This window comes from Corallococcus silvisoli (genome assembly GCF_009909145.1).
Taxonomy (GTDB): domain Bacteria; phylum Myxococcota; class Myxococcia; order Myxococcales; family Myxococcaceae; genus Corallococcus; species Corallococcus silvisoli.
The window spans coordinates 21,789-36,308 of the sequence record NZ_JAAAPJ010000019.1; the positions used below are offsets into that span (position 1 = coordinate 21,789).

The 14,520-nt window shown below is 71.2% G+C and carries 12 protein-coding genes; 4 read left to right on the plus strand and 8 right to left on the minus strand.

All coding sequences use genetic code 11. The annotated features are described in order from the left end of the window. The first annotated feature begins 212 nt into the window (after positions 1–212). The 4 genes from hutU (at position 213) to GTY96_RS30795 (ending at position 4,811) form a co-directional block, all read left to right on the plus strand. Entirely contained in the window at positions 213–1,868 is a 1,656-nt protein-coding gene (gene hutU, locus GTY96_RS30780) for a urocanate hydratase (protein ID WP_143904956.1), read from the plus strand. A gap of 10 nt (positions 1,869–1,878) precedes the next feature. Further along, positions 1,879–2,598, plus strand: a complete 720-nt coding sequence (locus GTY96_RS30785) for a hypothetical protein (RefSeq protein ID WP_143904955.1) — start codon at positions 1,879–1,881, stop codon at positions 2,596–2,598. 2 nt (positions 2,599–2,600) lie between these two features. Then, on the plus strand, positions 2,601–3,866 hold the full coding sequence (gene hutI, locus GTY96_RS30790; RefSeq protein WP_143904954.1) for an imidazolonepropionase: 1,266 nt from the start codon (positions 2,601–2,603) through the stop codon (positions 3,864–3,866). Positions 3,867–3,953: 87 nt separating this feature from the next. Beyond that, positions 3,954–4,811, plus strand: coding sequence for a class II glutamine amidotransferase (locus GTY96_RS30795; RefSeq protein WP_143904953.1), 858 nt, complete (start codon positions 3,954–3,956; stop codon positions 4,809–4,811). Positions 4,812–4,823: 12 nt separating this feature from the next. Here GTY96_RS30795 and tsaE read toward each other — a convergent pair whose 3' ends face one another. The 8 genes from tsaE to tilS all read right to left on the minus strand — a co-directional run bounded on the left by tsaE (position 4,824) and on the right by tilS (position 14,489). Then, positions 4,824–5,303: a tRNA (adenosine(37)-N6)-threonylcarbamoyltransferase complex ATPase subunit type 1 TsaE gene (tsaE, locus tag GTY96_RS30800; protein ID WP_143904952.1), complete on the minus strand. Its 480-nt coding sequence runs from the start codon at positions 5,301–5,303 to the stop codon at positions 4,824–4,826. Next, the gene (locus GTY96_RS30805; protein ID WP_161666585.1) at positions 5,300–6,832 is read right to left on the minus strand and encodes an NAD(P)H-hydrate dehydratase; all 1,533 of its coding nucleotides are present in this window, start codon (positions 6,830–6,832) and stop codon (positions 5,300–5,302) included. The genes tsaE and GTY96_RS30805 overlap by 4 nt, the downstream gene beginning before the upstream one ends. A gap of 15 nt (positions 6,833–6,847) precedes the next feature. Then, on the minus strand, positions 6,848–7,222 hold the full coding sequence (locus GTY96_RS30810) for a holo-ACP synthase (protein WP_161666586.1): 375 nt from the start codon (positions 7,220–7,222) through the stop codon (positions 6,848–6,850). Between the two features lie 6 nt (positions 7,223–7,228). Continuing rightward, a complete protein-coding gene (locus GTY96_RS30815) occupies positions 7,229–7,954 on the minus strand; it encodes a pyridoxine 5'-phosphate synthase (protein WP_143904949.1) in 726 nt (241 codons plus the stop codon). A 100-nt stretch (positions 7,955–8,054) separates the two neighbouring features. Beyond that, on the minus strand, positions 8,055–9,449 hold the full coding sequence (gene glmM / locus GTY96_RS30820) for a phosphoglucosamine mutase (RefSeq protein WP_143904948.1): 1,395 nt from the start codon (positions 9,447–9,449) through the stop codon (positions 8,055–8,057). Positions 9,450–9,614: 165 nt separating this feature from the next. Then, positions 9,615–10,838 carry a dihydropteroate synthase gene (gene folP / locus GTY96_RS30825; protein WP_161666587.1) on the minus strand — a complete coding sequence of 408 codons (1,224 nt, stop codon included), beginning with the start codon at positions 10,836–10,838 and terminating at the stop codon, positions 9,615–9,617. 179 nt (positions 10,839–11,017) lie between these two features. Then, positions 11,018–12,934 (minus strand): ATP-dependent zinc metalloprotease FtsH, encoded by a 1,917-nt coding sequence (ftsH, locus tag GTY96_RS30830; RefSeq protein WP_143904946.1) that lies wholly within the window; start codon positions 12,932–12,934, stop codon positions 11,018–11,020. 181 nt (positions 12,935–13,115) lie between these two features. Next, on the minus strand, positions 13,116–14,489 hold the full coding sequence (tilS, locus tag GTY96_RS30835) for a tRNA lysidine(34) synthetase TilS (RefSeq protein WP_143904945.1): 1,374 nt from the start codon (positions 14,487–14,489) through the stop codon (positions 13,116–13,118). Positions 14,490–14,520 lie beyond the last annotated feature (31 nt).

Sequence of the window (14,520 nt, forward strand, 5' to 3'; positions counted from 1 at the left end):
CACCGCCAGGCAGCTACTACAAGTTCTACGACACCAGCGGTGTGTTCCACGTCAGCGCCTCAGTGGACGCGCGCAAGGACTGCTGACGCGGGGCGTCCAGCCGCTCCCTGGCAGGCGAGCCTGCACGGCGTCCCCCCGCGGCCCCGGGGGTTCGGTTAGGGTGCCCGCCCGGGCGCCCCTTTCACGCGCCTCTATTTCCAGGAGCCTTCCGCATGTCCCGCATCATCCGCGCCTCTCGCGGCACCACGCTCTCCTGCAAGGGCTGGGTCCAGGAGGCCGCGCTCCGGATGCTGATGAACAACCTCGATCCGGAGGTGGCCGAGCAGCCCGGCGACCTGGTCGTCTACGGCGGCACTGGCAAGGCCGCCCGGGACTGGCCTTCGTTCGACCGCATCGTCTCCAGCCTCCAGAGCCTCACCGACGACGAGACGCTGCTCGTGCAGTCCGGCAAGCCCGTGGGCATCCTGCGCACGCACCCGGACGCGCCGCGCGTGCTCATCGCCAACTCCAACCTCGTGGGCCACTGGGCCAACTGGGAGCACTTCCACGAGCTGGAGAAGAAGGGCCTGATGATGTACGGCCAGATGACGGCCGGCTCGTGGATCTACATCGGCACGCAGGGCATCCTGCAGGGCACCTACGAGACCTTCGCCGCCGCGGGCCGCTTCCACTTCGGCAGCGAGGACCTGGCGGGCCGGCTCGTCCTCTCCGGCGGCTTGGGCGGCATGGGCGGCGCGCAGCCCCTGGCCGCGACCATGAACAACGCCGTGTTCCTGGGCGTGGAGATCGATCCGCACCGCGCGCAGCGCCGCGTGGAGACCCGCTACCTGGACGTGGTGGCGAAGGACATTGACGAGGCGCTGGCCCTGGCCAAGGACGCCCAGGCGAAGCGCGTGGGCCGCTCCATCGCCATCATCGGCAACGCGGCGTCGGTGTTCCGGGAGCTGTACCGGCGCGGCATCAAGCCGGACCTCGTCACGGATCAGACGAGCGCGCATGATCCGCTCAACGGCTACATCCCCACGGACCTGTCGCTGGAGGCCGCGGCGGAGCTGCGCAAGCGCGACCCCGAGGGCTACGTGAAGCGCGCCCGCGAGTCGATGATCATGCACGTGCAGGCCATGAACGACTTCCAGGCCGCCGGCAGCCACGTGTTCGACTACGGCAACAACCTGCGCGGCCAGGCGAAGGTGGGCGGCATGCAGAACGCCTTCGAGTTCCCCGGCTTCGTGCCCGCGTACATCCGCCCGCTGTTCTGCGAGGGCCTGGGGCCCTTCCGCTGGGTGGCCCTGTCCGGGGACCCGGAGGACATCCGCCGCACGGACCGCGCGGTGCGCGAGCTGTTCCCGCAGAAGGCGTCGCTCAACCGCTGGCTGGACATGGCCCAGGAGCGCGTGGCGTTCCAGGGCCTGCCGGCGCGCATCTGCTGGCTGGGCTACGGCGAGCGCGCGAAGGCGGGGCTCGCCTTCAACGAGCTGGTGCGCAAGGGCGAGGTGAAGGCCCCCATCGTGATTGGCCGCGACCACCTGGACTGCGGCAGCGTGGCGTCGCCCAACCGCGAGACGGAGGCCATGAAGGACGGCTCGGACGCGGTGGCGGACTGGCCCATCCTCAACGCGCTGGTGAACGCGGTGAACGGCGCCTCGTGGGTGTCGTTCCACCACGGCGGCGGCGTGGGCATGGGCTACTCGCTGCACGCGGGCCAGGTCATCGTCGCGGACGGCACGCCCGAGGCCGCGCGCCGCATCGAGCGCGTGCTCACGTCCGACCCGGGCATGGGCGTGCTGCGCCACGCGGACGCGGGCTACCCGGAGGCCATCGACGTGGCGAAGGAGCGAGGCGTGCGCATCCCCGGCCTCACCGCCTAGAGTGCGCCGGATGCCAGTTCGCGTCCGAGCAGTCGTTTCGACAGCGGTGTGCGGTGTACTCGCGGGCTGCACCCCCACCACCGCCGGGCCCATGGTGATGCGCATGGGCCCGGGCATGCCCCGTGAGAACTACTTCCAGCTGGGCCTGCGCGCGGGCCCCCGCCTCAACGCCCCGCAGCTCGCGGAGCGCGGGGAGGAGGACCCCTTCGAGGGCGACGCGAAGCCCTTCGTCAGCGAGCAGTGGGGCATCGACCTGGACGGCTCCGTGACGGTGCCCGTGAGCGAGCGGCTGTCCTGGCACCTGGGCCTGCAGGGTGAGTTCGTCGGCCTGCCGGCGCCCGCCTACGGCATGTACACGGGGCTGTCGTATTACATCGGCTCGCGGACGGTGGGCCTGGCCCCGGCCCTCTCCTTGAGGGGCGCGTCGGACTTCGGCCTGGGCGACCGGAACAGCACCAGCAGCCTCTTCGGCCTGGAGGCCACCTGCGCGTTCACCGTGCAGCCAGAGGACGGCATGTCCCTGGGCCTGGTGCCGTTCATCAGCGCGCACCAGGCGCTGGTGAATCCCGGCTCGCAGGTGACGACCTATTTCTACGGCGCGGTGGTGGCCGCGCAGTTCAAGTTCGGCGAAAGCCGCACGAGGCTGGAGCTGTCCGGTGGCTATGGCCGGGCCCACTCGGGCGGCACATCCTGGAACGCGCCCGTCGCGGGCGTGCGCGGAGGACGGTGACCATGGAAGCCCTGGACCTGTGGGTGCGCAACGCCTCCGAGGTGCTCACCGTGGAGGGCACCCACCGCGAGCCCGCGGAGCAAGCCCTCACCCCCCACCCCGGCGCGGGCCTTGGCCTGCGCGCGGGCCGCGTCGCCTTCGTGGGCCCGGAGGCGGCGCTGCCCCGGGGGGCGCTCACGGACGCGACGGAGATCATCGACGCCGAGGGCGGCTTCGTGGGCCCGGGCTTCGTGGATCCGCACACGCACCTGGTCTTCGCGGGGGAACGCTCCGCGGAGTTCGACCTGCGCAACCAGGGCGCCACGTACCTGGAGATCGCCAAGGCCGGCGGCGGCATCGTCAACACCGTGAGCGCCACGCGCGCCGCGAGCGAGGAGGAGCTGGCCCGGCTCGCCCTGCCCCGCATGGAGCGGCTGCTCGCGCAGGGCGTGACGACGGCCGAGGTGAAGAGCGGCTACGGCCTGTCGCTCCAGGACGAGCTCAAGATGCTGCGCGCCGTGCGCCGCCTGGGGGCGCTGTCCCCGCTGGAGCTGGTGCCCACGCTCCTGTGCGCGCACGCCGTGCCCGTGGAGTACCAGGGCCGCCGGGGCGACTACCTGGACCTCTGCATCAACGAGATCCTCCCCGCGGTCGCCCGCGAGGGGCTGGCCCGCTTCTGCGACGTCTTCACCGAGGAGAGCGCCTTCACGGTGGAGGAGTCGCGCCGGCTGCTCCTGGCGGCCAAGGCGCTGGGCCTCACCCCGCGCCTGCACGCCGATCAGCTCACCGCGTGCGGAGCCTCCGCGCTCGCCGCGGAGGTGGGCGCCGCCAGCGCGGACCACCTGGAGCAGGTGACGGACGAGGGCATCCGCGCGCTCGCCGCCGCGAACGTCACCGCCGTGCTCGTGCCCACCTCCACCCTCTTCCTGCGCATGCGCCCCTATGCGCCCGGCCGGAAGCTGCGCGACGCAGGGGTCAATATTGCTTTGGGTTCAAACGTGAACCCTGGTTCTTCCATGACGGAGAACCTGGCGCTGGTGCTCGGGCTCGCCTGCCTGGAGAACGGCCTGTCAGCCGCGGAGGCTTACTGGGCCGCCACGCGAGGGGCCGCACAATGCTTGGGGTTGCAACAGCAGGGGCGACTGGCCGTGGGTGATGCGGGCGACCTGGTTGTCTTCGGGTGTCGCGGTTACCGGCATCTGCCTTATCATCTGGGGGTCAGTCACGCGCGAGTGGTGGTGAAGGGTGGACGGGTGGTGTTTCGCGCGCGGATGAATGTCTGTCCCTGAGTGGGTGCCGCTGAACAACGGGCATCGTCCGAGGGGGCAGGTGGAACTTCCCTCGTGGGCCGGCCGTTGTAGAAATCAGCTGCCACCATGTGCCGATTATTTGGTTTCAGATCCGCTGTCCCCGCTGCTGTCCATACCGCCCTGGTGACGGAGAGGAATTCCCTCCTCATCCAGTCGCGTGAGCACAAGGACGGTTGGGGCATCGCCACGTACGGTCCGGAGTCCTCGCCCCTCGTCGCGCACGGCGTGGGTCCCGCGCACAGCGACCCTGACTTCGAGCGGGTGTCGAGCCAGGTCTCCGCGCGCACGGTGGTGGCGCATATCCGGCTCGCGAGCGTGGGGGCGGTGGAGCTGCGCAACTCCCACCCGTTCCATTTCGGCCGCTGGTCCTTCGTGCACAACGGCACGCTGCGCGAGTTCGCGAAGCACAAGGCCGCCGTGGAAGCGCTCATCCACCCGGAGCTGCGCTGCAACATCAAGGGCACCACGGACAGCGAGCGCTGCTTCTACCTGTTCCTGTCGCGGCTCTCGGCGCGAGGACCGCTCGACGGAGTGGTGAGCGTGGAGGCGATGGCGCAGGCGCTCGCGGAGACGATGACGCTGGTGTCCGCGCTGACGGACGTGCCGGGGAGCCGTGAGCCGAAGGAGCGCTCCGCGATGAACTTCCTGGTCACGGACGGCGAGGCGATGGTGGCCACGCGCCGCAACCGCACCCTCTTCATCTCCTCCGGCCTGGGCGGCTGCCCCGAAGCGCTCCGCACCCCGAGCACGCGGGTGCCGCTCCAGCAGTTCCTCATCGCCAGCGAGTCGCTGTGCGGCGGGCCGTACTGGGTGCCCGTGGAGGAAGAGGACGTGGTGGGCGTGGACTCCAGGCTCGTCTTCCACCGCTGGAGCGTGCAGACGCTGGCGGATGCCGTGCTCCCCGCGCGGCCCTCCGTGGCCTGAAGCGGGCCCTCTTCAGCCCAGCCACGCGTCGAGCAGCGCGGCCGGACGCGCGCCGAAGGCCTCCACGTCGAGGCTCCGCGCGTCCTCCCCCACATGGCGGAGCGTGACGCGCAGGAAGTCGCGCGGCGCGGCCTGGGGGATGCGGTCCAACCACTCCACCAGCATCGCGTGGTCGCCGCCCACCAGGTCCAGGAAGCCGGTGGCGTACAGCTCGTCGTAGTCCGTCAGGCGGTACAGGTCCGCGTGGTACAGCGGGATGCGGCCCTCGTACGGGTACACGATGGCGAAGGTGGGGCTCGCGACCTCGGAGCGCGCCACGCCCGCCCCTTCCGCCACGCCGCGCACCAGGTGCGTCTTGCCGGCGCCCAGCTCGCCCACGAGCCCCACGAAGTCCCCGGGCTGGAGCAGCCGCCCCAGCTTCACGCCCAGCTGGTGCGTCTGCTCCGGGGACGGGGACACCTGGCGCCGCGAACGGGTGGGCTCGCCGCTCATCGGCCCCACCGCACCCAGACCTCGCCCAGGCCCTTGTGGAGGTCCGTGGCGATGAGGCCCATCAAGCCGCGCTTCTGGGCCACCAGGTCCCCCGCCAGCCCATGCGCGTACACGGCCGTCCACGCGGCCTTCGGCAGCGGGATGCCCTGCGCGAGCAGCGCGCCGCACACGCCCGACAGCACATCCCCGGTGCCGCCCGTGGCCATGCCCGCGTTGCCGGTGGGGTTGATGAACACGCGGCCGCTGGCCTCCGCGATGAGCGTGCGCGAGCCCTTGAGGACCACCGTGACGTTGAGCGACGTGGCCATGTTGAGGGCCACGCCCACGCGGTGGGCCTGGACGTCCTTGGTGGTCCGCCCCCACAGCCGGGCCATCTCCCCGGGGTGGGGCGTGAGCAGCACGGGCCCCTTCGCCCGCCGCAGCACCGTGAGGTCCTCGGCCACCGCGTTGAGCGCGTCCGCGTCCAGCACCGCGGGCATCTCCAGCGACGCCAGCAGGTCGCCAATCAGCGCGCCCGTCTCCGGGCCCCGGGGGATGCCGGGCCCCATCACCAGCGCGTCCTTGCCCTCCAGCGCGGCCTTGAGCGCCGCCAGGTCGCCCTTGCCCAGCGGCCCCTCTCCAGGCAGCGGGATGCCCATGATCTCCGGCGAGTGCGCCATCACCCACGGCAGCGCCTCCGCGCGCGTGGCCACGGTGACGAGCCCCGCGCCGCTGCGGAGCGCCGCCAGGGCCACCATCGCCGCGGCGCCCGTCTTGCCCGGGCTGCCCGCGACCACCAGCACGTGGCCGTAGGTGCCCTTGTGCGAATCCGCGCGGCGCTTCGGAAGCGCTTCACGCGCGTCCTTCTCCTCCACGCGGAACAGCTCCGGGCCGGACACCGCGCGCGAGGACTCGCCGCCCAGGCCGATGTCCACGCGCCGCACGTCGCCGCACAGCGACGCGCCCGGCTCCAGCTCATGCGCGGGCTTCACGAAGCCGAAGGCCACCGTGACGTCCGCCTCCACGCACGTGGGGAAGGGCTCCGCGGTGTCGCTCTGGAGGCCTGACGGCACGTCCGCCGCCACCACCTTCGCCCCGGCGCGCCGCCACCGCGCCACGGTGGCGATGGCGTCCGCGAAGGCCCCTTCCGGCGCGCGCTTCAGGCCGGTGCCGAAGAGGGCATCCACCACCACGTCGCCCGGGCCCGCCTCCGGCAGGGCCTCGAAGGCCCGGGGAGACTCACCGAAGCCCTCCAGCGCCTGGAGGTTGCGCTTCGCCTCGGGCGTGAGCTTCGCGCTGTCGCCCACCAGCGACACCACCACGCGCCCGCCGCCCTCCAGCAGGAAGCGCGCGGCGACGAGCCCGTCCCCGCCGTTGTTGCCCGGCCCGCAGAGCACCGTGAAGCGCCCCCCTGGCCCCGCCACGCTCCGGGCGGCCTCCGCGAGCGCGCGGCCCGCGTTCTCCATCAACAACCCGGACGGCATCCCATGGCGGTCCTGGGCGGCCGCTTCGGCTTCACGCATCTGGACGGCGGTGAGCACGCGCTGCATGGCTTCCAACCTCCCCTACTTCGTCTGGAGCACCACCGTGGCCGCTGCCACGCCGGCATCATGGGTGAGCGCGAGCATCGCCTCCCACCCCCGCGCTTCCATCACTTCACGGGCCACGCCGGAGAGCACGAAGCGCGGCGGACCGCCCTCGCGCACGACCTCCATGTCCCGCCACTTCACGCCCGGAGGCACGCCCATGGCCTTCACCAGCGCCTCCTTCGCCGCGAACCGCGCCGCGTACGCGCTGGCCGCGTCATGCCGCGGGGCGCAGTAGGCCCGCTCGCCGTCGGTGTAGACGCGCGCGAGGAACGCCTCCGCGCGCGGTCCGGCGAGGATGCGCTGGATGCGTTCGATGGAGCAGAGATCCAACCCCAGGCCGACGATGGACATGGCGGGCTACCCCGGGTCGCGCATCAGTTCCAGCATCTCGCGCACCGCGCGCTCGAAGCCCACCAGCACGGCCCGCGCCACGATGGCGTGACCGATGTTGAGCTCGTCGATCTCCTGGATGCGCGCGATGGCCTGCACGTTGTCGTAGTTGAGCCCGTGGCCGGCCGCCACGCCCATGCCCAGCTTCGCGCTCGCCTTGGCCGCGTCCACGATGCGCGCCAGCTCCCGCGCGCGCTCCTTCTCGTTGCGCGCCTCGCAGTAGCGGCCCGTGTGCAGCTCCACCCGGTCCGCGTTCACCTTGTGGGACGCGCGCACCTGATCCAGGTCTGGGTCGATGAACAGCGAGACGGCGATCTCCCCGTCCTTGAGGTTCTTGATGATCTTCGCGATGGACTCGCGCTGGCCCGCCACCTCCAGGCCGCCCTCGGTGGTGAGCTCCTCGCGGCGCTCCGGGACCAGCGTCACCACGTCCGGCTTGTATTCGTAGGCGATCTTCACCATCTCCGCGGTGGCGGCCATCTCCAGGTTGAGGAGCGTCTGCACCGTGTCGCGGAGGATGCGCAGGTCCCGGTCCTGGATGTGGCGCCGGTCCTCGCGCAGGTGGATGGTGATCTGCCGGGCGCCGGCCAGCTCCGCCATCGCCGCGGCCGTCACCGGATCCGGATACACGGTGCGCCGCGCCTGCCGCAGCGTCGCCACGTGATCCACGTTGACACCCAGTCGCTGTCCCATCGTCCCGCTCCTTGCGCTGGCGCGGTGCGGGATTGTCCGGGGCCCGGGCCCGCGCCGGCCCCTCTATTCGTGGCCGGCGTCCGGAAGTCAACCGCTGTCGCTACCCGTTGAGCGCCTTGGAGAGCGCCTCGACGATCTCCCGGGCGTACGCCTCGTTGCGCGTCGCGTCCTCGCCCTCAATCAGGACGCGGGCCTTGGGCTCGGTCCCGGAGAAGCGCACCAGCACCCGGCCGGCGTTGCCCAGCTTCTGCTCCACGTTCTTGATGGCCTTCATCACCGTGGGCAGCTCGCCCAGCTCGCGCTTGTGCTTCACCACGACGTTGAGCAGCGTCTGGGGCACCGGCTGGAAGATGGAGGCCAGCTCGCTCAGGGGCTTCTGCTGGCGGCACATCACGGCCAGCAGCTGGAGCGCCGCGAGCGTCCCATCGCCGGTGGTGGTGTGGTTCAGGAAGATGAGGTGGCCGCTCTGCTCGCCGCCCAGGCTGTAGCCATTGCGGCGCATCTCGTCCACGACGTGCCGGTCGCCCACGCGCGTGCGGGCCACCTTCACGCCCCACTGCGACACCGCGCGCTCCAGGCCGATGTTGCTCATCACCGTGGCGACGAGCGTCTTCTTCTTCAGCTCCTTGCGCGCGACCAGCTCACCCGTGCAGATGGCCATGATGGCATCGCCGTCCACGACGCTGCCCTTCTCGTCCACGACGATGAGGCGGTCCGCGTCGCCGTCCAGCGCGATGCCCAGGTGGGCGCCGTGCTTCACCACCGCCTTGGCCAGGCCCTCCGGGTGGAGCGCGCCGCACTTGTGGTTGATGTTCTTGCCGTCCGGGGACACGCCCAGCGCGATGACCTTCGCGCCCAGCTCCTCCAGCACCGACGGCGCCGTGCGGTACGCCGCGCCGTTGGCGCAGTCCACCACGATGGTCATCCCCTCCAGCGTCAGCTCGCGGGGGAAGGTGGCCTTCAGGTAGACGATGTAGCGGCCCCGCGCGTCCTCCAGGCGGATGGCGCGGCCAATCTTGGTGGCCGTGGGGCGGATGTTGTCGATCTCACCGCTGGAGACCAGCTCCTCGATCTTGGCCTCCGTCTCATCCGGCAGCTTGAAGCCGTCGCGCCAGAAGAACTTGATGCCGTTGTCCTGGTACGGGTTGTGGGACGCCGAAATCACGGCGCCCGCGTCCGCGCGCATGGACGTGGTGAGGTTGGAGATGCCGGGCGTGGGCAGCGGGCCCACCTGCTCCACGTCGACGCCCATGGAGATGAGGCCGGCGGACAGGGCCTGCTCCAGCATGTAGCCGGACAGCCGCGTGTCCTTGCCCACAATGACGCGGTGGCGGTGCGGGCCGTTGCGGATGAGGTACGCGAGCGCCCGTCCGAGCTTCATCGCGACCTCGGCCGTCATCGGATAGACGTTGGCGACGCCGCGGACGCCGTCCGTGCCGAACAGCCGCTCCGTCTTCGGTGCTTCCTTGGGGGGCATGTCCATCCTGTACGCCATGTGTGCCGCTCCACCTTTCCCATTGCCGGAAGGGCTCCGGCCACTCACGTCCGGGGGCTTATACCCCGTCCGGCACGTGGGCCCGAAGCTAGGGATGCGGTGCCCCCCAGGCAAGCACCCGTGCGGGCGCGCCTGGAGCCTCCCGGACATCCGAGCTTGCGCGCGTCAGCCGCCGTACAGGTCCCCGCCACCCCGGGCCCAACGGATGGCCTCCGCCACCGCCAGCGCGTCGCGCGCCTCCGCCACGTCGTGCACCCGGACGACGTCCGCGCCCCCCATCACCGCCATCGCCGCCACGGACCCCAGCGTGGCCGCCAGCCGTTCGGTGGGGCCCTTGCCCCCCGTCAGCGTCCCCAGGAACGACTTGCGGCTGGTGCCCACGAGCAGCGCCTGTCCCAGCCCGCGCAGCTCCTCCAGACGCCGCAGCAGGAAGAGGTTGTGCTCCAGCGTCTTGCCAAACCCGATGCCCGGGTCCAGGAGGATGCGCTCGCGCGGGATGCCCGCCTCGGTGGCCTGGAACATCCCCTCCTCCAGGTAGTCCATCACCTCGCCCACCACGTCCTCGTAGTGGGGCATCTGCTGCATCGTCCGGGGCATCCCCTGGGTGTGCATCAGGCAACAGGCGGCGCCCGCGGCGGCCACCACCCCGGCCAGCGCCGGGTCGAAGTGGAAGCCGGTGACGTCGTTGATGAGGTGCGCTCCGGCCTTCAGCGCCGCCTGGGCCACCGGGGCCTTCATCGTGTCCACGGAGATGGGCACGGTGGAGCGGGCCCGCAGCCCCTCCACCACCTGGAGGACGCGCGCGGTCTCCTCCTCCACGGACACCGGGAGGGAGCCCGGCCGGGTGGACTCGCCCCCCACGTCGAGGATGTCCGCGCCGGCGTCCACCAGCTTGAGCCCGTGCTCCACCGCGCGGGCCGCGTCCAGGAACTGCCCCCCGTCGGAGAAGCTGTCGGGCGTCACGTTCACCACGCCCATGAGGTACGTGCGCGTGCCCCACTCGAAGCGACGGCCGCTCAGCGTCAGCGCCGGCAGGGGCGCGGGCGAGAGCACCTCCTCCAGGGCGCGCGCCAGGCCGTCCGTCCGAGGGGACTTGCGGGCCAGCGAGATGAGCCGGTCGAACTGCTGGCGGCTGCCGGACAGGAGCACCTCGCCGGGATGGTCGCGGTGGAGCCCCGCGGTCCAGGTGGGCAGCTTCTCCCGCTCCTTGGAGCCATGCGGCGGCACCAGCTCCTCCTCATAGGAGGGCCGGCCCCCGGTGACGAGCACGTGCGCATGGCCCAGCTCGCGCGTCAGGTGCTCGCGGTTGCGGGGAGACAGGTTCAGGCGGCGGAGGACGAGGGACAGGTCGTCGGGACGATCACGGGCGATGAGGCGGGCGCGCAGCACGGTCAGGACCCCTTCAGAGCGTGAGGGCGGCGAGCGGTCAGTGTCGCCGCTTCTCCGGGTCCAGGGAAGATGGCTTGCGCACCGGCGGGCGACGCCAGCGGCGCCGGCCCCCCATGAAAAAGGCCCTCCCCGCTTGAGCGGAAAGGGCCTTCGTCACTTCAGGGAGAACCGGAGGGCGCTCAGGCCTTCTTCGGCTCCATGTTGGGCAGCCCCTCGAGCGCGTCGAGGATCTTCCGCTTGTCCTTCTTCTCCGTCGGCTTCGGCGTGGAGCTGATGCGCGGCGCCGGACGCTCGCGGGTGAGCTGGCCACCCTGGAGGATGATGTTCACGTCCTCGGCGTCGAGCGTCTCGTACTCCACCAGCGCGTCGGACACGCGCTGGAGCACGTCCAGCTTGTCCGTGAGCAGCTGCTTGCCGTGCGTGTAGCAGCCCACGACGATGCTGCGGACCTCCGCGTCGATCTGCCGGGCGGTGTCCTCGGAGTAGTCCTTGGACGCGTTGAAGTCGCGGCCCAGGAAGACCTCACCGTCGCTCTTGCCGAACGCCAGCGGGCCCATCTTCTCGCTCATGCCCCAGCGGCACACCATGGCGCGCGCCGTCTCGGTCGCCCGCTCGATGTCGTTCGCCGCGCCGCTGCTCATCTCGTTGAACATGAGCTCTTCGGCGATGCGGCCACCCATGGCCATGGTGATCTGGTCGAGGATCTGCTTGCGGTAGCCGTTCACCTTGTCCTCGGTGGGCAGGCTCCAGGTGACGCCCAGGGCCTGACCGCGCGGGATGATGGTGACCTTGTGCAGGGGGTCGCACCCGGGCAGCAGCTTGGCGAGGAGCGCGTGGCCGGCCTCGTGGACGGCCGTGTTCCGCTTCTCCTTGTCGGTCATGATCATGGACCGGCGCTCCGGCCCCATGAAGACCTTGTCCTTCGCCTGCTCGAAGTCCGCCAGGTCCACGCGCTCCTTGTTCTGGCGCGCGGCCATCAGGGCCGACTCGTTGACCAGGTTCTCCAGGTCCGCGCCCGTCATGCCGGGCGTCCCGCGGGCGATGACCTCCAGCTCCACCTCCGGGGCCAACGGCACGCGGCGGGTGTGCACCTTCAGCACGCCCAGGCGGCCCTTGAGGTCCGGACGGGGAACGATGATGCGGCGGTCGAAGCGGCCCGGGCGCTGGAGCGCCGGGTCCAGCACGTCCGGACGGTTGGTGGCGGCGATGAGGATGACGCCGTCGTTGGACTCGAAGCCGTCCATCTCCACCAGCAGCTGGTTGAGCGTCTGCTCGCGCTCGTCGTGACCGCCGCCCAGGCCCGCGCCACGGTGGCGGCCCACGGCGTCGATCTCGTCGATGAAGATGATGCAGGGGGCGTTCTTCTTGCCCTGCTCGAACAGGTCGCGCACGCGGCTGGCGCCGACGCCCACGAACATCTCCACGAAGTCCGAGCCGGAGATGGAGAAGAACGGGACGCCCGCTTCACCGGCCACCGCGCGGGCGAGCAGCGTCTTGCCCGTGCCCGGAGGCCCCATCATCAGGACGCCCTTGGGGATGCGGCCGCCCAGCTTGGTGAACTTCTTGGGGTCCTTGAGGAAGGCGACGATCTCCTCCAGCTCCTCCTTGCACTCGTCCACACCCGCCACGTCCGCGAACGTGACCTTGTTGTGACTTTCGCTGAGGAGCTTCGCCTTCGACTTCCCGAACGTCATCGCCTTGCCGCTGCCGCCCTGGAGCTGGCGCATGAAGAAGATGAAGAACAGGAACAGGAAGACGACCGGCATCCACTGCCCGAGGATGGTCAGCCAGAGGCTGTTCTGCTCCTCGCGCTCGTACTTCACGTCCACGCCGCTGGCGCGGAGCTGGTTGAGCACCGCCACATCCGGCGCGGGCCCCGTCGTCCGGAACTTGTCGTTCGAATCGCTGAACGTGCCGGAGTAGGTGTTGCCCTTGACGGAGACGGCCCGGACCTTCTTCTCCTCCACCTTGGTCAGTAGCTGGGTGAAGGTCGGTTCCTGCACCTGCTCGTTGCCTTGCGAGAAGAAATTGTAGAAGGCGACGAAGAGGACGATCAGGATGACCCAGAGCCCGATGGTCTTGTAGGTCGAACGCACGTTTCAGCTGCCCTTTCGGTACTCGGCGGGATGAGGGCCGTGCCAGGAGAATCCCCGGCGAGGTTCGTCATGTGCCCGGCGCCCGCCCGTATGCAGGCCAGCGACGGACCGTATCAGCAACAGTAAAAAGCCCTCAACTATTTAGGGGTCCGCGACCATCCCCCGTTTTGAAGCATCGACTCTATAACGGAGGGGTCTTCGGTTCGCTTGCGGCCAGAGGGACGGCCCACAGCGTCTGTCGGGAAGCCACCGCGTCTGGACGTGACTCCAGCCCCGGTCCGGCGAAGCGCGGCGGAACGCCCGGAAGCCACAGCGGCTCCCCGCGCGCATCCACCACCACCGGTTGCCCCTCCCGTGCCTCCGTGGGGACGCGGGCGTCCACCAGCACGTCCTGCACCTTGCGGTGCCCCGAGCGCGTCCGGATGCGGTCCCCCGGCTTCCGGGAGCGCACCGTGAGCGGCCAGGCCGTTTCCCCATCCAATCCCAGGGCCAACACACCCGGGGGCGCGGAACCTTCCGCCACCTGGAAGCGCCAGGCGCCGAAGGTCCCCTCCGCGCCCGGCCCGGAGAGCTCCAGCGCCTCAGGAGCCGCTCGCGCCCCGGGCGGCACGCAGCGCACCCGCCCACCGGTGGCCCTGAGCAGGAAGCCGCCGCTCAGCGTCGCGACACCCCCTCCGCGCACCGCCTCACCACAGCGCTCCAGCGTGGCGTGGTCCACCCGCACGCCCGCTCCTCCCAGCAGCCGGGCGAGCACGCGGCGAAGCAGCGGCGGCTCCAGGGCGCGCAGCCCCACGGCGTCCAGCCCGCCCCCTGGCAGCGCCAGCCGCTCCCAGGACGCGTCCGCCCAGCTGGCGAGGAGCGCCTCGTCCTCGGCGGCGAGGCGCGCGAAGGTGGCCAGGTGCGCCACGGTGCTGAAGCCCGCGGCCCGGTGGAGCGCGGGCAGCACGTCCTGGCGCACGCGGGTGCGGAAGAAGGACGGGTCCGCGTTCATTGGATCGCTCACGAACCCGACCCCCTCGGTGGCCAGGAAGGCGAGCACGTCCGCGCGCGAGCACGTCAGCAGCGGCCGGAGGAGCGTGGGCGCGCGAGCGTGGACGCCCCGGGCGCCCCGGAGGGCTGTCCCTCGGGCCAGGCGCATCAGCAGCGTCTCCGCCTGGTCCTCGAGCGTGTGGCCGGTCGCCACCGCGTCCAGCCCGCGCTCCAGGCGCAGGACCTCCAGGGTCGCGTAGCGTGCCTCGCGGGCGCGGGCCTCCACGCCCGCCCCGGGCGACAGCGCGAGCCTGCGGACATGGCAGCGCAGGCCCAGGCGTGCGGCCAGTCCGGTGACGCACGCCACCTCGTCCGCGGCCTCCTCCCGGAGGCCATGGTGCACCGTCGCCACCTCCACGCGCATCTTCAGGGTGTCGCGGACGCGGGCGGTGCCCACGAGGAGCGCGGTGGAGTCCGCGCCTCCGGAGACGGCCAGCAGCACCGAGCGCGAGGCGAGGCCGTGCTCCGCATAGGAGCGGGCGAGCGCGGCGGGCAGCGGGGGAAGTTCAGGGGACGCGCGGGGCATGGCGACTGCGGTGGAATGGAGGAGCGGGAGG

Bases quoted from the DNA above. Each gene is read 5' to 3' on its own strand.
- GTY96_RS30805 (WP_161666585.1), bottom strand. From the start codon at position 6,832: ATGCAGCGCGTGCTCACCGCCGTCCAGATGCGTGAAGCCGAAGCGGCC.
- hutU (WP_143904956.1), top strand. From the start codon at position 213: ATGTCCCGCATCATCCGCGCCTCTCGCGGCACCACGCTCTCCTGCAAG.
- GTY96_RS30810 (WP_161666586.1), bottom strand. From the start codon at position 7,222: ATGTCCATCGTCGGCCTGGGGTTGGATCTCTGCTCCATCGAACGCATC.
- GTY96_RS30785 (WP_143904955.1), top strand. From the start codon at position 1,879: ATGCCAGTTCGCGTCCGAGCAGTCGTTTCGACAGCGGTGTGCGGTGTA.
- glmM (WP_143904948.1), bottom strand. From the start codon at position 9,449: ATGGCGTACAGGATGGACATGCCCCCCAAGGAAGCACCGAAGACGGAG.
- GTY96_RS30795 (WP_143904953.1), top strand. From the start codon at position 3,954: ATGTGCCGATTATTTGGTTTCAGATCCGCTGTCCCCGCTGCTGTCCAT.
- tilS (WP_143904945.1), bottom strand. From the start codon at position 14,489: ATGCCCCGCGCGTCCCCTGAACTTCCCCCGCTGCCCGCCGCGCTCGCC.
- hutI (WP_143904954.1), top strand. From the start codon at position 2,601: ATGGAAGCCCTGGACCTGTGGGTGCGCAACGCCTCCGAGGTGCTCACC.
- tsaE (WP_143904952.1), bottom strand. From the start codon at position 5,303: ATGAGCGGCGAGCCCACCCGTTCGCGGCGCCAGGTGTCCCCGTCCCCG.
- GTY96_RS30815 (WP_143904949.1), bottom strand. From the start codon at position 7,954: ATGGGACAGCGACTGGGTGTCAACGTGGATCACGTGGCGACGCTGCGG.